This window comes from Mucilaginibacter koreensis, assembly GCF_054783355.1.
The window spans coordinates 2,490,949-2,513,679 of the sequence record NZ_BAAGQS010000001.1 but is presented as its reverse complement, the minus strand read 5'-3'; the positions used below and the strand labels follow the sequence as shown (position 1 = coordinate 2,513,679).

Sequence of the window (22,731 nt, the reverse complement as noted above, 5' to 3'; positions counted from 1 at the left end):
TCTGATTATAAACCAGTGTTTTACTGAAATTTATTTTTGTTTGAATTCAACACGACGGTTTTGAACGCGGCCTTCTTCAGTTGAGTTATCAGCGATTGGTTTAGTTTCACCGTAACCTTTAACTTTTAAGCGACGAGCTTCAACACCTGAGTTAACTAAGTAAGTTTTTACTGAGTTAGCACGGTCTTTAGATAAAGTCATGTTGTGAGCAGCAGTACCTTCTGATGAAGCAAAGCCGTCAATTTCAACAGTTTTTGAAGTGCTTGAACGCAGGTCAGCAGAAGTAGCATCTAATACTGGGTAAGAAGATGTACGTAATACTGAGCTATCGAAGTCAAACTGAATGTTTGAGTAAGCAGTACCATTTTGCATAGTGCTGTCTTGAGTAGGCATTTTCAGTTCGCAACCTGCACCATCAACTACAGTACCAGCTGGAGTGTTAGGGCATTTGTCGAATTGATCAGATACACCGTCACCGTCAGAATCTTTTTTCAGATCGTTAACTGCGTTTTCAACGTTAGTTACACGGCCTTTCAAAGCTTCAACTTCTTGACGTAAAGCTGCATCATACAGTTCGTCATACATCATAGCTACTGGGTTTACCCAATCCAGGTTTGGTTTTGATTTTGAACCCAAAGTGAATTCGAAACCACCGTAACCGTATGAGTAATGATCTCTGGCTGAGTAACCGCCACCGCTGGTTTTAACACCGTCAAAGTTATCACCGTCAACATAAGTTTGAGTGTAACCTAATACGAATTGTACGGCGTCATTCAGTCTGAATTTAGCACCTACGCCTACAGGGATAATTAATTCTTTTACGTAATGAGCTGAACCATCAGAGTTTACATAAGCAAAGTTGTTACCGCCGTTAGGAGTTAACTGCAATACCGGATGGTAGAACGCTAAACCACCACCTGCAGTACCGAAGAAGTTAACTGCATTTTTGCGGTGTAAGAAGTCGATAGTACCGAAGTTGATTACACCACTTAAAGTACCGGTCCAGATACGGGTTTCATAGTTGTAAACACCTACGCCAGCAGGGCTTGGAGCAGGGTAAACGCGGTATTTACCAGGAGCAGAGAAGTTATCACCTGATACTTTACCACCGTGAGCGTCTAATTGTAAGCCGAACACGTGGGCAACTTGCCATCTGATTGACGCACCGTAACCTAATTTCAGGTTTTTGTCGGTAAAATCATTGAATGAGCCGCCGGTAGCTAAAGATGGTGATAAAACACCTGCGTTGATACCAATGCTGAAACGGTTGTACTGTTTCGCACCGCCAAATACTTTAGCGTTAGTCATACCGTTAGACATCATAGTAGAGTCGGTAGACATGGTGGTTGTGGTGGTAGTGGCTGTTCTGGTTGAATCTGTAGTTTGAGCTTTCAACACACCAACTGCCATCAAAGACGCAACTGAGAGTGCGGCTGTTTTCTTTAATGTAGAGTAGTTCATAGTTTTTAAAGATTAAACAATTTTAATTGTGATTTTTTACAAAATTAGTAATTATGTTTGAATGGTTACCAAACACCGTTCCAACTTTGCGTTGTACACTGGACAAATAACTGCAAAAAAATGTTTTCGAAAAATTAAAAATTGTTAAAACATGAAATATATACTGCCGGATAATAGTTTATTTTCTTTTAATAGAAAAAATTTCGTTTCACGACTAAAGCCTCATTCTCTGGCTGTTTTCAATGCAAACGATGAATTTCCCCGCAGCGGAGATCAGGCTTTTTTATTTAAGCAGAACCCGGACTTTTTTTACCTCAGTGGCATTGACCAAGAACAAAGTATTTTGTTGCTTTTTCCGGATTGTCCTAATCCACTATACAGAGAAGTACTCTTTTTAAGACAAACCAATGAACACATTGCCATCTGGGAAGGACACAAGTATACCAAAGCAGAAGCCAGAGCGGCCTCGGGCATAGAGCAAATTTACTGGCTGAATGATTTTGAAAATATATTGCACAGTATTATTAATTATACCGAGCATATTTATATCAATTTAAACGAAAATGATCGCTACGCGCATACCGTTCCTTACCGCGATATACGGGTACTGGAGGATTTGCGCAGCAAATACCCTTTACATAAATATGAGCGTGCTGCTCCTATACTGCGCGATTTACGCCCGGTAAAATCGGCCATTGAAGTTGAGCTTACAAAAAAAGCATGCAGTATTACACGTGATGCCTTCGTTAGGGTACTGAAGTTTACCAAGCCGGGTGTAGCAGAGTATGAAATAGAGGCAGAGATTATCCACGAGTTTGTGCGCCAGCGGGCAACGGGGCATGCTTATAGCCCTATTATTGCCTCTGGAGCTAATGCCATAGTACTGCATTATAATGATAACAACCAAATCTGTAAAGATGGTGATGTAATCCTGTTTGATTTCGGTGCTGAGTATGCTAACTACAATGCAGATTTAAGCCGTTCCATACCGGTAAATGGCCGGTTTACACCACGCCAGCGCCAGGTGTATGATGCAGTGTTGCGTGTAATGCGCGCCGCCACCCAAATGTTGCAGGCCGGTACCATCTGGAACGAGTACCATGAAGAAGTAGGCAAGGTGATGACCAGCGAACTCATTGGGTTGGGCTTGTTGGATAAGCACGACGTAGAAAAGCAGGATGCTAAAATGCCTTTGTATAAAAAATATTTTATGCACGGCACCTCGCACCATTTGGGCCTGGATGTGCATGACTATGCCAGTCGTTACCGCGCGTTCGAGGCAGGCAATATACTTACCTGCGAACCGGGTATTTATATACCAGAAGAAGGTTTGGGCATCCGCATTGAGAACGATATATTAATTACTGAAGGCGGAAATATAGATTTGATGGCTGATATTCCGGTAGAGGCGGAGGAGATAGAAGAAATCATGAACTCGCAAGCCGTATTATCTTAAATACCTATCGGCAAAGCGGTATAAGTTAAAATCAGGTTGCACAAAAGCTTTGGTAATTGCTTGCCGAAGCTTTTTTTTATCAATACCGGCCATCTGCTTTTGCTGAATAAGGCGGTATACCTTTTCGGTGAGCAACAGTTCCCGGCGGGTGTTGGCAGTATAGGCTGAGGTATGTATATAATTATAAATATGTTCAATCCCCTCGTGGCGCGTGGCTGCAGTTTTAAAGACGGGGATGGTTTTATGGTTTTGGTGCAGCAGCTTTTGCAAATTGTTGGCAAACTCATCAGCCCCGGCCCGGTCGGCTTTATTTATAATAAAAGCATCTGCAATTTCCATCAAACCCGATTTGATGTTTTGTATCTCATCACCAGCCTCAGGTACCAATACTACCATAGTTACATCGGCCAAACCTGCTACTTCTACCTCAGACTGGCCCACGCCTACAGTTTCTACCAATATATAGTCAAACCCCGAAGTCCGCAGCACATCAGCCATCTCCATAGTTTTTATGGATAGCCCACCCAATGAACCACGGGTAGCCAGCGAGCGGATAAACACATTAGGGTGATTAAAATGGGTAGCCATACGTATACGGTCGCCCAGCAGGGAGCCGAAGTTGAAGGGAGAAGTAGGGTCAACAGCTAAAACCGCCACCTTTTTATCATCAGCCACCAGGGTGCTGATGAGGGAATTAACCAAAGTGCTTTTACCTGCGCCCGGCGGGCCAGTAATACCAATTACCGGTACATGAGTTACCTTTGGTAAGTTTTTCAGCAATTCATCGGCCCCGGTTAAATCATTTTCCACTATGGTTAGTTTGCGGGCTATTTGCCTGTAAATGCTGATGCTAAGCGGAGTATGTGCCGGGATGCCTGCCATGTTACAATATTAGCTAATTAATAAACTTTGTGAGCTGAGGTTCGAAGTTCTGTTTAAAATAATTACGTTTGAAACTTCAAAAACGTGTTTAAATCATGAAAGTAGCCGGTTGTACATTTATCCGCAACGCGATAAAAAATGATTATCCGGTGGTTGAAGCCATCACCTCTATTTTACCCATTTGCGATGAGTTTATAGTGGCATTGGGTAACAGTGATGATGGTACCGAGCAGCTTATTTATAATATTCAGTCGCCTAAAATCCGCGTTATTCATACTGTATGGGATGAAAGCTTGCGCGAAGGAGGCACTGTGTTTGCACAGGAAACAGATAAGGCCTTTGCGGCCATTTCGCCCGATGCAGACTGGGCTTTTTATATTCAAGGCGATGAGGTAGTGCATGAAAAATATCTGCCGGTTATTAAACAGGAAATGGAAAATAACCTGAAAGATACTGCTGTGGAAGGCCTGCTGTTTAAATATAAGCACTTTTATGGTTCTTATGATTATTACAGCCACTCGCGCCGCTGGTACCGGCGCGAAATCAGGGTGCTGCGCAATAATCCGCAGCATATTCACTCTTACCGCGATGCGCAAGGCTTTAGGTTTGATGATCGCAAAATTCAGGTAAAATTAATTGATGCCTGGATTTATCATTATGGCTGGGTGAAGCCGCCTAAAGGTTTAGAAAACAAAGTGCGCAATTTTAACCAGTTTTATCATGATGAAAACTGGATGAACGAGCACATGGGTACCACTTTTAAATTTGATTTCGGGAATGCCGACCGCCTGCTGCCTTTCGAGGGAACCCACCCGGTCGTAATGCAAAAGCGCATTGCCGCCCAAAACTGGAAACTGGAAGTAGACCCCAACGCTGCATCTAAGTATATGGATTTACGCCGCCGCCTGTTGCAATGGGTGGAGGATGTAACCGGGTGGCGCGTGGGCGAATACCGGAATTATAAGCTAATTAAATAAGCACAGGCACTACTTGCTTATTTGCTGTTCGCCATGTCTTCCTGGTTCAGGCTGGCTGTAACCGGCCTGGCTTCTTTCAATGCGGTATAAGCAGCTATTGCTTTCTTTCTGTCCTTCTTTTTTTCAATATTATTAAAAGATGGCATACTGGCACCTTTGTAAAAGTCTAGTATGTTTTGCTTCAGATCTGGAGTGAGATGCGCGAAATTGTCTTGATGCAAATTGGTGATTAATTTGGCGTAAGACTGGTCTGTAATTGAATACTGGCCTAAACTTGTGGTGCCACCGGTATCAAAATTAATATCTGGCAAATTGAGTTGATTGTTGCCTGCGGCTGTCAGGGCTGCAGAGTAATTTTGGATAATGACCTTAAAACTTTCTGCAAATAACTGTTCACCTTTAGGGGTAGGATCAATAAATTTCAACGATTTAAGTGGCCCTACTTTGGGCAAAATGGTTACCAATGTTGCCAATAACGAAGCTGTAAAGCTTTGGATATGCTTCTTTTTACCATACTCCAAATTAAACATATGCCGTTTCATGCGGTAACGAAATACTTTGGCTACCGGGGTAGGGTTAATTTGGTCAATGGTGTTTTTATGTGCTTTCCCTGCATTCTTAATCAGGCGCGGAAACAGGTTGCGTATACCCCACCTGAAAGTATTGATGCTTGAATTGATATCTTTAAAATACTCATTTAAATTTTGTCCATAAGTCATTCTAAATGCCCGTTCCAGCAAAGGTACGTTCATGTTGAACCCAATAAAATCATGATAAGCGTTTGAAGCATAGCTGCCCTCCGTTACCTGCAATACATCATAAGTAAATTCCATGCGGCTATGTGAGGTATGGTCTTCTCCGTAGGTAACCACATCCCCAAATTTATTGCGCAGTTTTGGATATACCAGCGGTACGGTACGGTTGGTAGCCAGGGAGTGCCCGTACTTATCGGCCATGTAATGCGACATTGCACCAAGTGCAAAGGCATATTCATCTATGGTGTGTGCCTCGTTAAATAAATTCATTACCAAATCGCCGCTGCGTACGTAATGCAGTAAATCGGTAAACAATGAATTGCCGCCTGGCATGTAGCCCATATCAGCCATCAGTGCGCCGCCATAAGCGTAAGAATGTGCTTCTTTAAATTGCGGGCCGGTGAGTTCGCCAAATTTTTTAACCAGCAGCGGTTTAATGCCAATATCCCATTCGGCATCAATGATGGCTTCGTGCGCCAGTATGGAAAAGGCCTGAGCACGAGTACAGCCCAATAGCAAAACGAACAGGATAGAGGTTAAAATTTTATAATGAGTTCGCATTCGGGTATAAAATAAGATCTGCAAATAATAAAGCACAGGTTACAACATCAATTGTGGTGAGGTGTTTGCCGTCAAATCCAATTGTTACAATCAGCCTGGCCTTCATATATACCATAAAAGCCGCTTTAATTAATAAAGCGGCTTTTATGTAAGTTTAAATTCAGCGCTAAACTAAGCGAGGGAGTATTTGTCTTTCCGGCCTTCTTTTACAGTTTTAAGCTGGCCTTTGCTTTTTAAAGTAGATAACACGCCCGAGATTTGCTTGCTGATTTTTTGGGCGTCTGACTTAGGCTCATATTGCGCCATAGCGGCGGCAATGTCTTCATTAAAACCCGAACCTATCTCGTTTAAGGCGAAGGCAATACGGGCATTAATGGTTAAATCATCCGTGTACTTTTCGGGTACTTCCAAAGCTTTAGCCGGTGTGCCAGACGTGTTTCGTTTTTTGCGGGTTGTTGCTGTTTGCTGTTCGTCGCCATCAATGGCTTCATTTACAGCTTCTACTTTTGCCCCGCGGCCACGCTGGGTAGAGGTGTCGCCGGTAAACGCGCTCAGTAAGCCTTCAATGCGTTTGGCTTCGTGCTGATGAAACCTGATTTTTTCTTTCAGGTGATCAATAATGTCTTTTTCGGTAATATTTGCCATAGTTTTCGATGTAATCTGAGCAAATGTAATATTTATTTGTAACTACCAGATTTTGAACCGATAGCGCAAATGCATTCACTAAATTCCTGCCTCAGGCCGTTTGGTCATGATCTGCCCTGGGGTCTTCAGGTAAAATTTCCATATTGGGGAAATTAATGTAATTAGCATACCATTGTATGGCGCTTACCACATCCATGGCATCATCGGCACTGATATTAATGGTTTCAAAAGCGTACAATTTTTCGCCGGCGTAGGCATACAATTGTATTTCGTCTGTGTTGGGGCTGAACTCTTCTTCGCTCACACAAAACACCTTTATCTTCAGGCTGGTATCGCGCGAATGAATCACATCACGGCAGGGGTCGTGCGGATCAGTAGCCAGTAAATAAACATTTTCGTGCATAGGAGTTTCAACAACAAACAGGCAATTAGGTTTCTGTTTTATAATAATGTGTAAATAGAATAAATGCTAAACATTAATTCGCTGTTAATTGTCTGCTATATATCAACATGCTTTAAAATGAAACGTTTAGTGTATTTGTGTATGTCGGTTTTGAGTTTGGTTTTAGCGCAGGCTTGTCATCCCAATCCTAATAATACGTTCGGTGGCCCATCTAACCGCCCGCAAGATACATCCATTTCCCGCCGCGATACCAGTTCAGCAGGAGACCGGGCCGACAGGTAATTGCAACTGCTGCCGGCTTTTGAGAAATTATTGTGCTGATAGGTCAGGTACCACCACAGCAATTCGCTTCGTGAAACTGTGGAAAATTAATGTTAAGAAGAGGTTAAAATTCCACACTCCACAGTAAATATTTCTACAATAGAACAAAAAGCAATTAAATAGTTAATGTTTTTGTGCTTAAAACGCCATTTTTAACTATTGGTATGAGTTTTGGATATATATTAATGCCCTCTCAAGGGCTGTTTTTCATAGGTAGATGTAGGGTCGGAGAAGCTGCGAGAGCTGTTCCGGCCTTTTTAATTATAGGCCTTTTTGTTGAGTGCCTGCTGGCCAAATTCAATCAGGTTTTTGGCATTCATGAAACCTACTGTACCGGCTACCGGGTTACCGTTTTCATCAAAAACAATCAAGGTAGGATAAGCCTGCATTCCCCACCGTGCAGCCAATTGCGGACCGATACCTTTCTCCATATCTAAGGCTACATTTACAAAGTTCTGATTAAAGAAAGCGGCTGCTTTATTGTTTTTAAAAGTGATCGCTTTTAACATTTTGCAAGGGCCGCACCAGGTGGCGTAAGCATCTACAAAAATATATTTATGCTGTATTTTGGCCTGGCGTAAAGCCTCCGGCCATGAATTCTCAATAAAGTTAATTTGCCCGTTACCTGCTCCGGCCACATAAGCCGGGCTTTGTGAACAGGCTACTTGCGTAAGCATTAAAGCCACTATGGCTAAGGTTACATGCAGTTTAGAAAAGTGTTTGAATAGTTTTAACATCGGGTTTAAATATAGGGTTATAAAAATAACACATACTGCAACTATGCCGTATGTGTTATTTTAATTGATATTACGGGCGGCCTCCACGCCGGCCACCTTCTGGAAAGGCCTGCCGGCGCTGCTCGCGCTGTTGCTGGTCTTGCTGCTGACGCTGTTGCTGCTCTTGTTGCCGCTGCATTTGCTGCTGTTGGCGTTGCTGTTGCTCTTGTTGTTGGCGCTGTTGCTGCTCCTGCTGCCTTTGTTGATCTTGCTGCTGACGCTGTTGTTGTTCTTGCTGCCGCCTTTGTTGTTCTGCCTGTTGCTGTTGCATTTGTTGGCGTTGTTGGTCTTCTTGCTGGCGTTGCATTTGCTGTTGCTGGCGCTGCTGCTCCATTTGCTGCTGCCTTTGCACTTGCTGTTGTTGTTGCATTTGGCGGGCCTGGCGTTGTTGTTCGGCTTGCTGCTGTTGCATTTGTTGTTGCTGAGCCTGGCCTTGTTGATCTTGCTGTTGTTGCGAATGGCGCTGCTGCTGCTCCTGCCAGCGTTGCTGCCATTGCTGGCGTCGCTGCTCATTTTGCTGTTGTTGCTGCTGATTTAACTGCTGCTGCTGAGTGGCATTTTGCTGCTGGTTGAGCTGCCCGTTATTTGGTTGCGGCTGACCGGGGTTTTGCCCGTTGTCGCGGTTAAAGCGGTATCTGCGGTAACCATTGTCTGTTCCGTTATTGTTTTCACCGCTATTTGGGTTTGGCCTGCCAAAACGATTGCGGTCGGCAGGAGTACCTGCAGGCTGGCCTGCGTTAGGCACCGGAGCATTGTTTACATTGCTTTGCCCGTTGGCTGGCTGCTGGTATGGCCGGTTAGCAGGAAAGTTATTGTTATTGCGGTTGTCATTCCGGTAATCGCCGCGACGTACAGGTATGTTGCTATTATTGTAATTATAATTGTTGTTGGTACGTGCAGTGCGCGAAAAATCAGCTGCCCGGCTGCCATTATTAGTGCCGTTATAACGGTTGGCAATAGCGCTGTTGGGGTTGGCATTACGGTACGCCTGTGCGTTTATAATACGGGGCGGGCGCGCATTGCCACCACGATTTACCGCAGGGCGATAAATATTAATGGTTGTATTATTAACTTGGGTAATACCCGGACGACCGGAATTATTAATGTGATATACCCTGATATTGTTGTTACGGGTTACAGTACGGATATCATTAATGCGGGGGCCTGTTATATAACGTATATTACGGTTGTTGTAAGTATTTTGTATAATATTGGTGCGGCTAATAATGTTGCCTACACGGGTACGCGGCAGATAATAATTGTAAATGCGCGGACTGGTAATGTAGGTCTGCGGAGCGAATGTCCAGTAAAAATCGGGCACGTTGTAACCACCAAACGCTACGTCAATATCAATACCCGGGCTTAAAGGTGCCCAGCCGTAATAGCCATCGCCGCTGCGCCAGTTCACCCAGGCAGGTCCCCACTCATAGCCGGGTATCCATTCCCAGCCATAATAATCATCAAAGCGCCAGCGGCCATAATGGAAAGGCGCCCATCCCCATTCGTAATCAGAAACCCAGGTATTACCATAATCGGTAAGTGCCCAATGACCGGCATTGGCATAGGGCCTGAAATCATCATTTACATCGGGTAGCCATACTGCGCCGTAGTCAGGGTCTTCAATCCATGTACCGTAGGGCGAAAGCTCATCATAAAATGTTTGAAACGTAATGGTTTCATCACCCTGAGCAACTGCTTTTTGTGTATGAGTGAAAGCTGTAGTTACTATAAGTAACATTGCAAGCCAAAGTTTATGTAATCTCTTCATATGAGGTTTATGCTTAGGGGTTCGTATTTATTCGACTGCATTCAGGTTCAATCGTTTAACCCGGTGCATTGTTTTCAACAATTTACACGAAGCCGATGTTAATAATTTGCCCGGTCACCACTTAATAAGTAATTTTGCCCGGTTTTATACACTAAATTATGAGCACAGTAAATATTCCACGGCTTGACCTCAATATGTACCTGAACGGTACTGCCGAAGAGCGCAAGCAATTTTCAGATGCGATTGGCAAAGCTTTTAACGAAACCGGGTTTGTGACCATTGCTAACCACGGCCTGAGCAAAGAGCTGATAGATAAACTTTATGAGCAGGTAAAAGCTTTATTTGCTTTACCCGAAGAAGTAAAATTAAGCTATGAAAAACCTGAGTTATCAGGCCAGCGTGGCTATACAAGTAAAGGAAAAGAAACTGCTAAAGGCTTTAAAGTACCCGATTTAAAGGAGTTTTGGCAAATCGGCCAAACCGTTACCGATAACGATCCGGTGAAAGATGAATATCCTGAAAACCTGCAGGTAAAAGAACTGCCGGAGTTTAACTCAGTTACCCGGGAGATTTACCAGAAACTGGAAACAGCAGGTCAGCACCTGTTAAGGGCGATTGCCGTTTACTTAAACCTGCCCGAAAATTATTTTGATGACAAGGTGCACAATGGTAACTCCATATTGCGTACCCTGCATTATTTCCCTATCGAAAACCCTGATGAAGTGCCTGCTGACGCGGTGCGTGCGGGTGCTCACGAAGATATTAACCTGATTACGCTGCTTATTGGCGCCAGCGCCGATGGTTTGGAGGTATTAACCCGCGAGGGCGATTGGTTCCCGGTAAAAGCACACGGCGAAGATATTGTAGTAAACGTAGGCGATATGTTGCAACGTTTAACCAACAACAAGCTGAAATCGACCACACACCGTGTGGTGAACCCACCACGCGAACTGATGACCCAGTCACGTTTTTCGGTGCCATTCTTTTTGCACCCCAAATCAGATATGGATTTAACCAGCCTGCCATCTACCATTGATGAGCAGCATCCCAAACAATATAGCGACATGACCGCCGGCGAGTACCTGGATGAGCGCCTGCGTGAAATTGGTTTGAAGAAATAACTATTTGGATTAAGGATGGAAGGACAAAAGATGAAGGACGAGCTTTTAAATAAGGTAAATCCATTATATTTTGTCTTTTCGTCCTTTGTCTAAATCCTCTTTGCCCTGAAAACAACACATTCGTGTTCCCTCTGCTTGCCTGCAACCGAAATTGATTAATCGTCGGGCTAATAATATTTCGTAAGTGTTAAAAAAGCTTAAAAATTATACTTCGGCCTGATTATTATAATAAATTGGCGCAGTTTAAGTTAATAACACAGCGGATGTCGGGCCAAATGGCAGGCAAAGCCACTTTAATTTAAACACATTTATCACTACACTTCTTACTTATGATGATCAAAAAGGTAGCTATTGCTGCAACTTTATTAACCGGATATTGCGGCATGGCGCTGGCTCAAAAAGCTAAACCTGCGGCTACAGTACAAAGTATAGTAGCTGCTGAAGAAAGCTTTGATAAATTAGTTGCTAAAAAAGGCATTAAAGATGCTTTTATTAGTGTTGCCGATCCTGAGGGGATGGTATTTAAACCAGAACCGGTAAAAATTACAGACTTTTATTCACATGTAGACAAGCAACCAGGTACCTTAACCTGGACGCCTAAGTTTGCCCGTATATCAGCCAATGGCGACTTGGGATTTAGCGCCGGCCCTTATGTTTATCAAAAAGATAAAAAAAATGAGGATGATAAAGTATTTGGCGATTATGTATCCATCTGGCGGCTCGACCCGGCCAGCAATAAGCTGAAGTTATTGGTTGATTTGGGTATACAGCACCCTGAGCCTGAGCAGGAACAACTGATCGATTTCAGAGAGCCTGACTCGGCCAAGCGTACCGGCCCGAGCAAAGATCCCTTTAACGGTAAGCAAATCATTACCAATACCGACCGGCAGTTTAATGCTACGCTGGGCCTGTCGGTGCTGGCTTCTTACAAAGAATTTTTAAGCCCCGAAGGACGTATGTATTTCCCAGGGTTTGAACCCATTGCCGGACGTGATAAGGTAATGAAATTTATTGCCAACGAAGGCATCAGCATGAGTGACGAAACCTTGAACTCCGGCCGTTCAAGCAGCGGCGATTTAGGGTATAGCTATGGTAAGGCCCGCGTGCGTAAAGGTGATATTGTGAGCAATTACAACTATGTGCGCATCTGGGAAGTAGATGCCAGCCATAAATGGAATATCCTGCTTGAGGTATTCTCAGCAGTTGAGAATTAAACAAAAAGCCCCGCTACTGCGGGGCTTTTTGTTTAAAGGATATTTTAGCATCATTAATTAAAAGATTGCCTGTACTCAAGTGGTGAAAGCTGGGTTTTACTTTTAAACAGTTTATTAAAAGACTGTGGGTACTCAAAGCCCAGTTGATACGCAATTTCACTTACCGAGAGCGAGGTAGTGGTAATTAAAGCTTTAGCTTTTTCAATAAGCGCCTGATGGATGTGCTGCTGGGCACTTTGCCCGGTAAGCGTGCGCAACATATCGCTCAGGTAATTAGGCGATACATTGAGTTGGCTGGCCAGTTCTTGTACGGTTGGCAGGGTATTGTGGGTAGTGGTATTATCAAAGTAAGCCGACAGTAGTTTTTCCATACGGCTCAGTAAATCATTGCTGGCTTGCTTGCGGGTAATAAATTGCCGGTTGTAAAAGCGGTTGCAATAATTCAGTAAGAGCTCCATGTGGGCAATCAATACATCATGGCTGCTTGTATCAGTAGCGCTGCTATATTCCTGCCTGATGTTCAGCATAGTATTTTCAATCATGCGTTCTTCCTGTTCCGACATGTGCAGCGCCTCATAAGCCGTATAGGAAAAGTAACCGTAGCGCTTTATTGTGGTTGCCAATGAGTATTGCTGAATAAAATCGGCGTGAAATACGAGCCAGTAGCCAGATAAAGAGGGATTTTCGGTTACCTCTGTGGCAATAATTTGCCCCGGAGCCATTAATGTAAGTATGCCCTCATCAAAATCGTAATAATTTTGCCCGTACTTCATTTTGCCATTGAAATCCTTTTTGGTGCAAACTGAATAGAAATTATAACCGAAGCTTTTAAGTTCGTTAGTGAGCCGGCAGTTAATGCTTCCCAAATCAATTACACTAATTAGTGGGTGCAGAGGTTTGGGCAATTCCAGTAAACGGTGCAAATCGGATATGGAATTAATGATATGCGGTGCGGTAACAACTTTCATAATTACAATATAGATATTAATCATGGAAGAAGCTGTTTAAACCCTTTCCATGATTGGACAGCCAAGCATAATAATTACTGGTTAATATAGCCCATGTTCATTTCATCGTACCTGGCTCCGGTTTGGGTGCCGAGTGGGATGATGGCTTCTAACTGGTTCAACTCTGTTTCGGTTAAACTGATTTGGGCAGCAGCAATGTTTTGCTCCACATACTTTACCCGTTTAGTGCCCGGAATAGGCAAATGCCCTTTGGCTATTACCCATGCAATAGCCAGTTGCGACGAGGTGATACCTTTTTTATCGGCCATTTGTTTAATCTCATTCACCAGCTCAATATTTTTTTCAAACTGCTCGCCCTGAAAACGTGGAATGGCCGCCCTGAAATCACCTGCCGGAAAATCTTCCGGTTTCTGTATTTCACCGCTGATGAAGCCCCTGCCCAGTGGCGAGTAGGCTACAAAGCCTATACCTAATTCATTCAGGGTATTTAAAATGCCGTCTTCCTCAACGCTGCGTTCAAACAATGAGTATTCGGTTTGTACAGCGGTTAAAGGATGCACGGCATGTGCCTTCCGGATGGTGGCTGATGAAACTTCGGATAGGCCGATGTAGCCCACTTTGCCTTCTTTAATCAAATCTGCCATGGCGCCTACCGTTTCCTCAATCGGGGTATTGGGGTCTAAACGGTGCAGGTAGTAAAGGTCAATATAATCAGTACCTAAGTTCTTTAATGAACGCTCAACCGCTTTTTTAACATATGCCGGGCTGCCGTTAATCTTCCAGGTCATTTGCTCCTGGTCATCAATTTCGTAACCAAATTTAGTAGCAATGATGTATTGATCACGATTGCCTTGAATGGCTTTAGCTACCAGCCGCTCATTGGCAAGCGGGCCATATAAATCTGCGGTATCTAAAAAATTGCCGCCCAGTTCAAGCGAGCGGTGGATAGTGGCAATGGCTTCCTGCTCATCGGCCTTGCCATAAATGTCTATGCCCGAAATTTGGGTCATGCCCATGCAGCCCAAACCAATAGCAGGTACTTCGAGCCCTTGATTGCCTAATTTTACTTTTTTAATGCTGTTCATGATGTTTGTATGATTTGAATACAAAGGTCATGAAGCAGTAGTGAGTAAACGTATCCGTATTACGGATAGATGTATCCAAAATCAGTACGAACAATAAGATGCAGTGAGAACCGTGCTTAAAACAACTGTTCAATAATGGCATCGGCCGATAAACCTTCGGCTTCGGCATGGTAGCTGCGCACAATACGGTGCCTCAATATAGGTTTGGCTATGGCTTGCACATCCTCAATATCGGGCGAGTATTTACCGCTGATTACGGCATGGCATTTGGCGCCCAGTACTAAAAATTGCGAAGCTCTTGGCCCTGCGCCCCAGCTCAGCAGGCGTTTAACCTGCGGCGTAGCCAGTTCGCCCTGGGGGCGGGTTTTGGCGGCCAGCTTTACGGCATATTCCAGCACGTGGTCGGTTACCGGGATGTTGCGCACCAGTTGCTGAAAAGCAATGATTTCTTCTGCGGTAATGATTTTACTAAGCTGTGGTTTAGTGCTGCCGGTGGTAGCTTTAACCACCTGTAGCTCTTCTTGCAGGGTAGGGTAGCCCAGCGTTACGTTAAACATAAAGCGGTCTAACTGCGCTTCGGGCAGGGGGTAGGTGCCTTCCTGCTCAATGGGGTTTTGGGTAGCCAGTACAAAAAAAGGCGGGGATAATTTGCGGGTAACACCTGCGGTGGTTACCGCTTTTTCCTGCATAGCCTCCAACAAGGCGGCCTGGGTTTTGGGTGGCGTACGGTTAATCTCGTCGGCCAGTACAATGTTGGCAAACACCGGGCCGGGGATGAACTTGAAATTGCGGTCTTCGCCTAAAATTTCGGCACCGGTAATGTCTGATGGCATCAGGTCAGGCGTAAACTGGATACGGTTATAGCTCAGGTCCAACACCTGAGCTATAGTTTGTATCAGTAATGTTTTAGCCAAACCGGGCACCCCTACCAGCAAGCAATGGCCATTACTGAAGATGGAAATCAATACTGATTTTACCACTTCATCCTGCCCTACAATCACCTTGGCAATTTCTGCCCTGATGGTTTGATAGGTTTGCTTTAAAGCATCAGCTGCTTCTACGTCAGACAGGTATGCCGTCATGTAATAATTATGGCTTTACAGTGTCTTCGGTTTTAGCCGGTGGCGCTACTGCTACCTGTGCGGTAGTTAAATTGGCTGCGGCTGAGGCCACCCATGGTTTCAATATCGGGCAGCTCTGAAACTCCGGATCAATTTTTATGAAAGTTTCCTTGCGGCGTTTTTCAAACCACTCGCTTGCGGTGCGGTTGGTTTTGCTGCTTTGCGCCAGTTCTTTCAGTTTAGGATAATCCTGCTCCAGGCTGGCTTTGTGAGCCGGGGTTGCCGAGCGCAGGTATAAAATTTTGTACGTTTTTTTCCCCTGCTGGTCGGTAAACAGTTGCGGTTTGCTGATGCTGCCTACCTTCATGGTATCCAGTACCAGGGCCATTTGCGGATCCAACTGGTCGGTAGGGATGAAAGTGGTACGGGTATCTACGTTTCTTTCATTCATCAGCATACCACCATTGTATTTGGTGTCTTTGCTATCTGAGTACACAGCTGCCGCTTCTGAAAAAGAAATCTTGTCGTTCTTTTTCATGATGGTATAAATACTATCGGCTTTGGCTTTGTCGCGGTCTAAAGCAGCCTGGGTAATGGATGGCATAATCAAGATGTGGCGGGCATGCACCTGCTCACCGCGGCGTTCTATTACCTGTAGAAAGTGAAAGCCGTTTTCAGTTTCAAACACGTTAGACAATTCGCCGGCTTTTAACTTAAATGCTACGGCGGTAAACTCGGTTACCATGGTAGAGCGGTCAAAGAAGCCTAAATCACCACCTTGTGGCGCTGAACCAGGGTCTTGTGAATATAAGCGTGCCAGGTTACCAAAGTCTTCGCCTGCTTTTACACGGTCGCGCAGTTCTTCAGCTTTCTTTTTATATATCGCTTTTTCATCCTTGCTTAATTTAGGCTGAAACACAATTTCGCCCACTTCTACTTCTTTGTTGTATGATGGCAAACTGTCTTTCGGTATGGATTCATAAAAGCGTTTTACCTCCTGCGGAGTTACGGCCACCTTTTCGGTGATTTTGCGCTGCATTTTTTCAGCTACGGCCTGCTCTTTTTCATCCGGACGGATTTCATCTTTATACTGGATGATGGAACGACCTAAAAACTGCTCCAGGCGTTCCTGACCGCCTGCGTTTTGTATCATGTAACGCATTTTGCGGTCAATGTTGTTATCTACATCATCGTCGCTAACGGTTACGCTGTCAATTACTGCCTGCTGGGCCAGTAATTTTTGCATCAGCAAACGCTGCATGAGTTGACATTTAACTGCCTCATCAGGCTGGCCACCTTGCGCCAGGTAACGGGCATACTGAAATTCAATATCAGATTTTAATATGATGCTGTTGCCTACTACACCGGCAATTTTGTCTAAAGTTTGTTTTTGCGCCTGTGCAAAGCTTAGGGCAAATACTAAACATAAAAGGGTTAACCCAAACTTTCTCATGTATAATTTACTACTGCTAATCTCTTTAAAAATGAATTTCCGAATTTCGCAAAATTTCTCAACTCAGGCAGCATAATAGTGTCATTAATATGCCGGCTGTTATACTTTTATGCGAATATGGCGGTTCAAAACCTGAACGCTTTACTTATTTTTGTTAAAAATTGTTAAATGACGCCCGATACCACTGCCACGCTTCGCTATTTCCTTCCGGAAGACCTGTATTTACTGCCTGCCGACCGCGAGTTTTACCTGCACCGGCCCGAACAGCCTGCTGCTGAGGAACAAACGCCTGAGCCGGAATTTAAGTACATGGGTGGTTATAAAAAAGCATTTTTGATTATTGCTCACTATCCGGAGCATGAGCACATGGAACCGGCGCATTTAACCGCACTGGAGAGCACGCTGAAACGGATCAACTTAAGTTTGGATGAAGTAGCGATATTAAACCTGGCTACGCATTCAGACGTAAATTATGAGTTGTTTTTAAAGCATTTGCAACCACAAAAGATGGTGATGCTGGGGCAATACGCACTGCCGGCCGAAGCTCCTTTTGTTACCCTTAACCAGCCGCAGGTGGTAAATGAGGTACAGTTGCTGTATACCTTTAGTTTTAACGAAATGATGGGTAACAAAGAGAACACCAAATTATTCTGGAATGAAATTAAACAGTTTTAAACATGGCTTATCAATTAGTATTTGCTACCCATAATCAGCATAAATTACAGGAAGTGGCGGCCAAAGTGGGCGACGTGGTTCAATTGCTTAGCTTGACTGATTTGAATTGCCATGACGAAATACCCGAAACCGGCAATACATTCCACCAAAATGCATCTCTTAAAAGCCATTTTGTGGCCGAAAACTACCAACTGAACTGCTTTGCTGATGACAGTGGCCTTGAGGTAGATGCCCTAAATGGTGAACCCGGCGTGTACTCCGCACGCTATGCAGGCGAACCTTCAGATAGCGAAGCCAATATGGATAAGCTTTTAGAGCGCCTGCAAGGTCAGGCTAACCGCAAAGCTCGTTTTAAAACGGTAATTTCTTTGCTGTGGAATGGTGAAGAACACTTTTTTGAAGGCGTAGCCGAAGGCAGCATTCGCCAGGAACGTTCGGGGGCCAAAGGCTTCGGTTACGATCCCATTTTTGAACCCGAAGGATATGATATCACTTTTGCCGAAATGAGCATGGAGGAGAAAAACGCCATCAGTCATCGTGCTAAGGCGATGGAAAAGCTGATTGCTTTTTTAAAGGCGCAGTAAGAATACTTACAATAATGTAATTCATAAAAGCTTGTCATTGCGAGGTACGAAGCAATCTCGTAGTTATGCTTATTCGTTTTGTATACGACGAGATTGCTTCGTACCTCGCAATGACAACCATAAGTATATGGTTTACGTTAATCCTCTTTCGGCGGTGTTTTTCTAAACGTATCCACCGTTACTATACGTTCTAATTCCACCGGTTTATGGGTGCGGGCCGATTCATAGATGGCTTCCATAATTCTATGATCCTGCAGGCCTTCTTCACCAGGTGTGTAGGGTTCCTTGTTTTCAATCACACATTCCGAAAAATGGTCAATCTCCAGCGCAAACTGGTTCTTTTCCTGAATTTTGGGTTGCATTTTATTTTCTACCTTTCCTTCAGCATGTGAGGCCTCCGGCATCAGGCCCTTGTAGTTAAAAGCCGGGTCTAAGCCAAACCAACCACCGTTATCGGCATAGCACCGATAGTGTTTAGAATCATGCACGCCATAGCTGCAGGTATTGTTGGCTACTGCTCCACTCGGGAAAAACATCTGGAACATCACGGTTTCTTCTACCTCTTTAAAGCGCGGATCGTTAGGTGTGGTAAAGATGCTGGCATTTACCATATATGGTTCTTCTCCTAACAAAAAGCGGTTGGTATTAATATCGTACAAGCCAATATCAGGCAATGAGCCACCACCTGCCAATGCCTTCTTTAAACGCCACTGGTTGGGGTTGCCAATATTTTGCACGTTGGTAGAAGTAATCACCTTCACCTTGCCAAATTTCTGTTTGCGGGTCCATTCCATCATTTGGCGGTTGTTAGGCTCATACTGTATGCGGTAGGCAATCATCAGTTTTTTGCCCGCTTTTTTGCAAGCCTCAATCATGCGCTGTGCTTCTTTTGAGTTGGCAGCCATCGGTTTTTCGCACAGTACGTGTTTACCAGCCTGGGCGGCACGTATGGTATATTCTTCGTGCATGCTGTTGGGCAGTACGATATACACCGCTTCAATCTCCGGGTTGTTTTTTATAGTATCGAAGTTTTGATAACTGTATACATTTTTAGGGTCGATGCCATATTGCAGGGCTACCTTATGGGCCTTATCGGGGTTGCCGCTTACCAAAGCTACCGGCTTGGAATTTTTACATTCGGCAAAGGCGGGCATAATTTCACCCAACGTAAGCTCACCCAAGCCAACTATGGCATAGCCTACCCGTTTGTCTTTAGGCAGAATAGATGGGAAAGAGGACTGGCTGCCTTCGCTTGGCGCATGTTGGGTAGGTACCTCAACTTTGATCGCATCGGCCATGGAACGCGGCCCCGGACCTGCGCTGCTGGTGGTTTGCGCTTCGGCCGAGCCACCCGAGGTAAGTCCGCCAATCACTGTTGCGGCAATGATCCCTTTACTGGCATTACCGATAAATTCCCGCCGGTTATATCCGGTAACCGGTTCTACGGCCGATTTCATTAAATGATCTAAATATTTCATGAGGTGAGATGTTTTGACTATTAGTTATTAAAATTTCTAATTACACAATAGTTAAACTTGTTTTGTTTCAAACACCGTGCGTAAATTGATAAAGCAGTAATAGAATTCATGCGGAATATCTCTAATCATATCCATCAAAATTGGCTAACTTCGTTCTTATGCATGGCCTCGATCTTAGCTTTCTAAAGCTCAACTTTTTTAGCATACTGGATATTTTACTGGTAGCTTTTTTGTTGTACCAATTATATAACTTAATACGGGGTACCATAGCTTCCAATATATTTATCGGGCTGGCTATTATTTATCTGCTGTACTATGTAGTTAAATCATTGCAGATGACTATGCTTACCGGTATACTGGGTAAGTTTGTTGATGTGGGTATCATTGCTATTATTGTGGTATTTCAGCCCGAGATACGCAGGTTTTTGCTATTGGTGGGGCGTAATGCTTCCTTGCAGCGCAACCGGGCCTGGTGGCGGTATCTGCTGGGTAAAAATGAAGCTGAAAAAGATAATTACGCCCGCATTAAACCCATTATTGATGCTTGCAAAAGCATGAAACAAACCCGAACGGGTGCGCTAATTGTGTTTGTGAAAGATTATGACGAGCAATTTTACCAAAACAGTTGCGAGGTAATGGAAGCCAAAATATCGAGGCGGCTTTTAGAGAGTATTTTTCAGAAAAGCAGTCCCCTGCATGATGGGGCGGTGGTTATTTCAAACAATAAAATAAAATCGGCCAGTTGTATTCTGCCATTAACAGACAATACCAATCTGCCTTCGCAATTCGGGCTGCGCCACCGGGCAGGTATTGGTGTAACCGAGAACAATGATGCCACGGCACTTATTGTATCTGAAGAAACCGGGGAGATCTCTTATGCCAAACAGGGCAAAGTAAAGATGAACATCAGCTTTGCTGAGCTGGAGAAGTTGTTGAATAAGGATTTTTAGTGATTATTAATACTATTAGGCATGTCATTGCGAGGTACGAAGCAATCTTTCTGCTCCCGTTGAGGCGTGATATTGAAAGATTGCTTCGTACCTCGCAATGACGTGCTGAGGGTAGCGTAAATAAAATAATTTATTACATGTACACCATCCAACAAGCCACTACTACTGACGCTTCTACCATCATCCGTTTGGCAGAACAAATCTGGTGGCCAACATATTCCTCTATTTTGTCAGCTGAGCAACTGCAATACATGCTCGATACTATTTATTCACCTGAAAATATTACCCGGCAGCTGGCGACAGGCAGCCAGACTTACCTGCTGTTAAAAGAAGGCAAAGAAGCGGTAGCCTTTGCTGCTTACTCTCCGCGCGAAGAAAAGCCCGAAGTTTACAAGCTGCATAAACTGTATTGCCTGCCCCAAACCCAGGGCAAAGGTTACGGACGCATATTAGTGGAAGAAGTAGCCGCCCGCGCTTTAACTGCAGGAAGCCACTTACTCGAACTTAATGTAAACCGCTATAATAATGCAAAAACGTTTTATGAAAAAATGGGCTTCAATGTAGCTTACGAAGAGGATATTGCAATTGGCCCGTACTGGATGAATGATTATGTGATGAGGAAAGAATTAGAAGCAAGAGACAAAAAATAAGAATCAAGAGACAAGAGCCAAGAGACAAGATAAATTTCGGATAAAAGAGAAAGGACAAAAGATGTAGGAGTAATTCCCAATCTTTTGTCCTTTCTCTTTTAAAGATATTGTCCAGGTCTTGTTTCTTGGCTCTAACTCCCCTTTATCTTTCCAGTTTTGGTACCCGGGTTGGGGTGTCTTTGCCGTCTACAATGCTGCGGGAGCTGAGGGCAATGGCACGGATGGTTGAGGTAATGTTAGCTACATCAAGCGTACTGAGCTCGTCTTTTACAGTGTGGTAATATTTGTCCACATCAATCTGGTCGGTAGAAATGGTATGGGCCGGTACGCCTACGCGCGCCAGGGAGGCATTATCGCTGCGGTAAAATAAATCTTGCTGAGGATAAGGGTCCGGGTAAAATTTAAAAGCAGTGCCCTCTAAGTTGCGCTGTAGTATTTTTCCAAAGTCAGACCGCTCGTAACCGGTAATAAAGGCAGAGTTTTCGCCAAACTTGGAAGCTTTACCAATCATCTCAATATTAAACATGGCTTTTACTTCTTCGGGGTTTACTTGGGTGGCAAAATAGGTAGAACCGTACTCACCAATCTCTTCGGCCGTAAAAGCTACAAAAATTAAGGTGCGGGCGTTGTTGTTCAGTTTTTTGTAGTACTTGGCTAAAGTAATTACGGCTGTAGTGCCTGATGCATCATCATCAGCACCGTTGGCAATGCTGTCGCCTTCTACCGGTTTAATGATGCCCAGGTGGTCATAATGGCCTGAGAATACCACATATTCATTCGGCTTACTTTTACCCGGAATTACACCGGCTACATTGAAAAGTGGCAACTCCTGGCTATTTACCATATAGCTTACCTGGAAATTTTTTACCTCAGCAGCATCGGTTAAAATGAATACCTTTTCGGGCTTACTCGCTCCCGATTTAAAGGATACGCTTCCTCTGGCGCTAAAATTCTGTATTCTTTTAAAGATGGCTTCAAAGGTAGGGTCAACCAGGATCAGCATCTTTTTGTCGGTGCCCAAAGCAGCCCTGTACTCAGCAATAAAGTTTTTATCAGAGCTGATTTTAGTTACCTGTACGTCGGCGTTATTTGCCCATTCGAAAGATGTGCTGCTGGCAGCAAATACTTTTTCTGCAGGTATGGCAGTGCCATTAATGCTGGCCAACGTTTTTACCGGTGTGTTTTTCAACATGGTAAAATTCTGGCGATAGCCGGTATTACCCGCCATAGGTTTTAAACCGATTTTTTTATACTCGCTTTCAATAAACTGCGCGGCTTTCTCAATGCCGGGTGTAAAAGTGGCGCGGCCCTGCATGTCATCTGCAGTGAGGGTTTTAATGATGCGCTCTACATCGTTTTGCTGTATCAGCTTGTTTACATCCTGGCCAAAGCTCGTTAATGTAGCTGCCAGAAGTGATAAGGTAATGAGTTGTTTTTTCATGATTTGATGCCCCCTAACTCCCTAAAGGGGGAGTGATTGAGGCTTG

22 protein-coding genes are annotated in these 22,731 nt (G+C 44.2%); 9 read left to right on the top strand and 13 right to left on the bottom strand.

All coding sequences use genetic code 11. The annotated features are described in order from the left end of the window. Positions 1–30 precede the first annotated feature (30 nt). A complete protein-coding gene (locus ACYVNW_RS11445) occupies positions 31–1,461 on the bottom strand; it encodes an OmpA family protein (RefSeq protein ID WP_460680002.1) in 1,431 nt (476 codons plus the stop codon). Between the two features lie 151 nt (positions 1,462–1,612). Here ACYVNW_RS11445 and ACYVNW_RS11440 point away from each other — a divergent pair, with 151 nt between their 5' ends. After that, complete coding sequence (locus ACYVNW_RS11440; RefSeq protein WP_460680001.1) at positions 1,613–2,917, top strand: aminopeptidase P N-terminal domain-containing protein; 1,305 nt, start codon at positions 1,613–1,615, stop codon at positions 2,915–2,917. Here ACYVNW_RS11440 and meaB read toward each other — a convergent pair. Continuing rightward, positions 2,909–3,799 (bottom strand): methylmalonyl Co-A mutase-associated GTPase MeaB, encoded by an 891-nt coding sequence (gene meaB, locus ACYVNW_RS11435; protein ID WP_460680000.1) that lies wholly within the window; start codon positions 3,797–3,799, stop codon positions 2,909–2,911. The two genes, ACYVNW_RS11440 and meaB, sit on opposite strands and share 9 nt — an antisense overlap. A gap of 95 nt (positions 3,800–3,894) precedes the next feature. On the opposite strand from meaB, the gene ACYVNW_RS11430 reads away from it, so the two are divergent. After that, the gene (locus ACYVNW_RS11430) at positions 3,895–4,776 is read left to right on the top strand and encodes a glycosyltransferase family 2 protein (RefSeq protein WP_460679999.1); all 882 of its coding nucleotides are present in this window, start codon (positions 3,895–3,897) and stop codon (positions 4,774–4,776) included. Between the two features lie 17 nt (positions 4,777–4,793). Here ACYVNW_RS11430 and ACYVNW_RS11425 read toward each other — a convergent pair whose 3' ends face one another. From ACYVNW_RS11425 to ACYVNW_RS11415, 3 genes are all read right to left on the bottom strand, one after another. Next, the gene (locus ACYVNW_RS11425; protein WP_460679998.1) at positions 4,794–6,092 is read right to left on the bottom strand and encodes a zinc dependent phospholipase C family protein; all 1,299 of its coding nucleotides are present in this window, start codon (positions 6,090–6,092) and stop codon (positions 4,794–4,796) included. A gap of 171 nt (positions 6,093–6,263) precedes the next feature. After that, positions 6,264–6,737: a hypothetical protein gene (locus ACYVNW_RS11420; protein WP_460679997.1), complete on the bottom strand. Its 474-nt coding sequence runs from the start codon at positions 6,735–6,737 to the stop codon at positions 6,264–6,266. A gap of 91 nt (positions 6,738–6,828) precedes the next feature. Beyond that, the gene (locus ACYVNW_RS11415) at positions 6,829–7,140 is read right to left on the bottom strand and encodes a hypothetical protein (RefSeq protein WP_460679996.1); all 312 of its coding nucleotides are present in this window, start codon (positions 7,138–7,140) and stop codon (positions 6,829–6,831) included. A gap of 117 nt (positions 7,141–7,257) precedes the next feature. Here ACYVNW_RS11415 and ACYVNW_RS11410 point away from each other — a divergent pair, with 117 nt between their 5' ends. Further along, complete coding sequence (locus ACYVNW_RS11410) at positions 7,258–7,422, top strand: hypothetical protein (protein ID WP_460679995.1); 165 nt, start codon at positions 7,258–7,260, stop codon at positions 7,420–7,422. Positions 7,423–7,718: 296 nt separating this feature from the next. Here the strand turns inward: ACYVNW_RS11410 and ACYVNW_RS11405 are convergent, their stop codons facing one another. After that, positions 7,719–8,198 carry a thioredoxin family protein gene (locus ACYVNW_RS11405; protein WP_460679994.1) on the bottom strand — a complete coding sequence of 160 codons (480 nt, stop codon included), beginning with the start codon at positions 8,196–8,198 and terminating at the stop codon, positions 7,719–7,721. A 70-nt stretch (positions 8,199–8,268) separates the two neighbouring features. After that, a complete protein-coding gene (locus ACYVNW_RS11400) occupies positions 8,269–9,975 on the bottom strand; it encodes a DUF6600 domain-containing protein (protein ID WP_460679993.1) in 1,707 nt (568 codons plus the stop codon). A 188-nt stretch (positions 9,976–10,163) separates the two neighbouring features. Here ACYVNW_RS11400 and ACYVNW_RS11395 point away from each other — a divergent pair, with 188 nt between their 5' ends. Together ACYVNW_RS11395 and ACYVNW_RS11390 are read left to right on the top strand one after the other, a co-directional pair. Then, entirely contained in the window at positions 10,164–11,126 is a 963-nt protein-coding gene (locus tag ACYVNW_RS11395) for an isopenicillin N synthase family dioxygenase (protein WP_460679992.1), read from the top strand. Positions 11,127–11,455: 329 nt separating this feature from the next. Next, positions 11,456–12,340, top strand: a complete 885-nt coding sequence (locus ACYVNW_RS11390; RefSeq protein ID WP_460679991.1) for a hypothetical protein — start codon at positions 11,456–11,458, stop codon at positions 12,338–12,340. A 53-nt stretch (positions 12,341–12,393) separates the two neighbouring features. On the opposite strand, the gene ACYVNW_RS11385 is transcribed toward ACYVNW_RS11390, so the two are convergent. From ACYVNW_RS11385 to ACYVNW_RS11370, 4 genes are all read right to left on the bottom strand, one after another. Then, positions 12,394–13,308, bottom strand: a complete 915-nt coding sequence (locus ACYVNW_RS11385) for a helix-turn-helix domain-containing protein (RefSeq protein WP_460679990.1) — start codon at positions 13,306–13,308, stop codon at positions 12,394–12,396. A gap of 74 nt (positions 13,309–13,382) precedes the next feature. After that, a complete protein-coding gene (locus ACYVNW_RS11380; protein ID WP_460679989.1) occupies positions 13,383–14,393 on the bottom strand; it encodes an aldo/keto reductase in 1,011 nt (336 codons plus the stop codon). 116 nt (positions 14,394–14,509) lie between these two features. Further along, positions 14,510–15,475 (bottom strand): AAA family ATPase, encoded by a 966-nt coding sequence (locus ACYVNW_RS11375; protein ID WP_460679988.1) that lies wholly within the window; start codon positions 15,473–15,475, stop codon positions 14,510–14,512. Positions 15,476–15,482: 7 nt separating this feature from the next. After that, a complete protein-coding gene (locus ACYVNW_RS11370) occupies positions 15,483–16,907 on the bottom strand; it encodes a peptidylprolyl isomerase (RefSeq protein WP_460679987.1) in 1,425 nt (474 codons plus the stop codon). Positions 16,908–17,075: 168 nt separating this feature from the next. Between ACYVNW_RS11370 and ACYVNW_RS11365 the strand changes: the two genes are divergently transcribed. Both ACYVNW_RS11365 and ACYVNW_RS11360 read left to right on the top strand, forming a co-directional pair. Continuing rightward, positions 17,076–17,582 (top strand): hypothetical protein, encoded by a 507-nt coding sequence (locus ACYVNW_RS11365; protein ID WP_460679986.1) that lies wholly within the window; start codon positions 17,076–17,078, stop codon positions 17,580–17,582. A gap of 2 nt (positions 17,583–17,584) precedes the next feature. Beyond that, positions 17,585–18,166: a non-canonical purine NTP diphosphatase gene (locus ACYVNW_RS11360; protein WP_460679985.1), complete on the top strand. Its 582-nt coding sequence runs from the start codon at positions 17,585–17,587 to the stop codon at positions 18,164–18,166. Positions 18,167–18,303: 137 nt separating this feature from the next. Here the strand turns inward: ACYVNW_RS11360 and ACYVNW_RS11355 are convergent, their stop codons facing one another. Beyond that, positions 18,304–19,644: a Gfo/Idh/MocA family protein gene (locus tag ACYVNW_RS11355; protein WP_460679984.1), complete on the bottom strand. Its 1,341-nt coding sequence runs from the start codon at positions 19,642–19,644 to the stop codon at positions 18,304–18,306. Positions 19,645–19,802: 158 nt separating this feature from the next. Here ACYVNW_RS11355 and cdaA point away from each other — a divergent pair, with 158 nt between their 5' ends. Then, the gene (gene cdaA, locus ACYVNW_RS11350; RefSeq protein ID WP_460681011.1) at positions 19,803–20,594 is read left to right on the top strand and encodes a diadenylate cyclase CdaA; all 792 of its coding nucleotides are present in this window, start codon (positions 19,803–19,805) and stop codon (positions 20,592–20,594) included. A 137-nt stretch (positions 20,595–20,731) separates the two neighbouring features. After that, positions 20,732–21,244 carry a GNAT family N-acetyltransferase gene (locus tag ACYVNW_RS11345; RefSeq protein WP_460679983.1) on the top strand — a complete coding sequence of 171 codons (513 nt, stop codon included), beginning with the start codon at positions 20,732–20,734 and terminating at the stop codon, positions 21,242–21,244. A 142-nt stretch (positions 21,245–21,386) separates the two neighbouring features. Here the strand turns inward: ACYVNW_RS11345 and ACYVNW_RS11340 are convergent, their stop codons facing one another. Beyond that, the gene (locus tag ACYVNW_RS11340; RefSeq protein ID WP_460679982.1) at positions 21,387–22,685 is read right to left on the bottom strand and encodes a M20/M25/M40 family metallo-hydrolase; all 1,299 of its coding nucleotides are present in this window, start codon (positions 22,683–22,685) and stop codon (positions 21,387–21,389) included. Between the last annotated feature and the right edge of the window lie 46 nt (positions 22,686–22,731).

Bases quoted from the DNA above. Each gene is read 5' to 3' on its own strand.
- ACYVNW_RS11445 (WP_460680002.1), bottom strand. From the start codon at position 1,461: ATGAACTACTCTACATTAAAGAAAACAGCCGCACTCTCAGTTGCGTCT.
- ACYVNW_RS11440 (WP_460680001.1), top strand. From the start codon at position 1,613: ATGAAATATATACTGCCGGATAATAGTTTATTTTCTTTTAATAGAAAA.
- meaB (WP_460680000.1), bottom strand. From the start codon at position 3,799: ATGGCAGGCATCCCGGCACATACTCCGCTTAGCATCAGCATTTACAGG.
- ACYVNW_RS11430 (WP_460679999.1), top strand. From the start codon at position 3,895: ATGAAAGTAGCCGGTTGTACATTTATCCGCAACGCGATAAAAAATGAT.
- ACYVNW_RS11425 (WP_460679998.1), bottom strand. From the start codon at position 6,092: ATGCGAACTCATTATAAAATTTTAACCTCTATCCTGTTCGTTTTGCTA.
- ACYVNW_RS11420 (WP_460679997.1), bottom strand. From the start codon at position 6,737: ATGGCAAATATTACCGAAAAAGACATTATTGATCACCTGAAAGAAAAA.
- ACYVNW_RS11415 (WP_460679996.1), bottom strand. From the start codon at position 7,140: ATGCACGAAAATGTTTATTTACTGGCTACTGATCCGCACGACCCCTGC.
- ACYVNW_RS11410 (WP_460679995.1), top strand. From the start codon at position 7,258: ATGAAACGTTTAGTGTATTTGTGTATGTCGGTTTTGAGTTTGGTTTTA.
- ACYVNW_RS11405 (WP_460679994.1), bottom strand. From the start codon at position 8,198: ATGTTAAAACTATTCAAACACTTTTCTAAACTGCATGTAACCTTAGCC.
- ACYVNW_RS11400 (WP_460679993.1), bottom strand. From the start codon at position 9,975: ATGTTACTTATAGTAACTACAGCTTTCACTCATACACAAAAAGCAGTT.
- ACYVNW_RS11395 (WP_460679992.1), top strand. From the start codon at position 10,164: ATGAGCACAGTAAATATTCCACGGCTTGACCTCAATATGTACCTGAAC.
- ACYVNW_RS11390 (WP_460679991.1), top strand. From the start codon at position 11,456: ATGATGATCAAAAAGGTAGCTATTGCTGCAACTTTATTAACCGGATAT.
- ACYVNW_RS11385 (WP_460679990.1), bottom strand. From the start codon at position 13,308: ATGAAAGTTGTTACCGCACCGCATATCATTAATTCCATATCCGATTTG.
- ACYVNW_RS11380 (WP_460679989.1), bottom strand. From the start codon at position 14,393: ATGAACAGCATTAAAAAAGTAAAATTAGGCAATCAAGGGCTCGAAGTA.
- ACYVNW_RS11375 (WP_460679988.1), bottom strand. From the start codon at position 15,475: ATGACGGCATACCTGTCTGACGTAGAAGCAGCTGATGCTTTAAAGCAA.
- ACYVNW_RS11370 (WP_460679987.1), bottom strand. From the start codon at position 16,907: ATGAGAAAGTTTGGGTTAACCCTTTTATGTTTAGTATTTGCCCTAAGC.
- ACYVNW_RS11365 (WP_460679986.1), top strand. From the start codon at position 17,076: ATGACGCCCGATACCACTGCCACGCTTCGCTATTTCCTTCCGGAAGAC.
- ACYVNW_RS11360 (WP_460679985.1), top strand. From the start codon at position 17,585: ATGGCTTATCAATTAGTATTTGCTACCCATAATCAGCATAAATTACAG.
- ACYVNW_RS11355 (WP_460679984.1), bottom strand. From the start codon at position 19,644: ATGAAATATTTAGATCATTTAATGAAATCGGCCGTAGAACCGGTTACC.
- cdaA (WP_460681011.1), top strand. From the start codon at position 19,803: ATGCATGGCCTCGATCTTAGCTTTCTAAAGCTCAACTTTTTTAGCATA.
- ACYVNW_RS11345 (WP_460679983.1), top strand. From the start codon at position 20,732: ATGTACACCATCCAACAAGCCACTACTACTGACGCTTCTACCATCATC.
- ACYVNW_RS11340 (WP_460679982.1), bottom strand. From the start codon at position 22,685: ATGAAAAAACAACTCATTACCTTATCACTTCTGGCAGCTACATTAACG.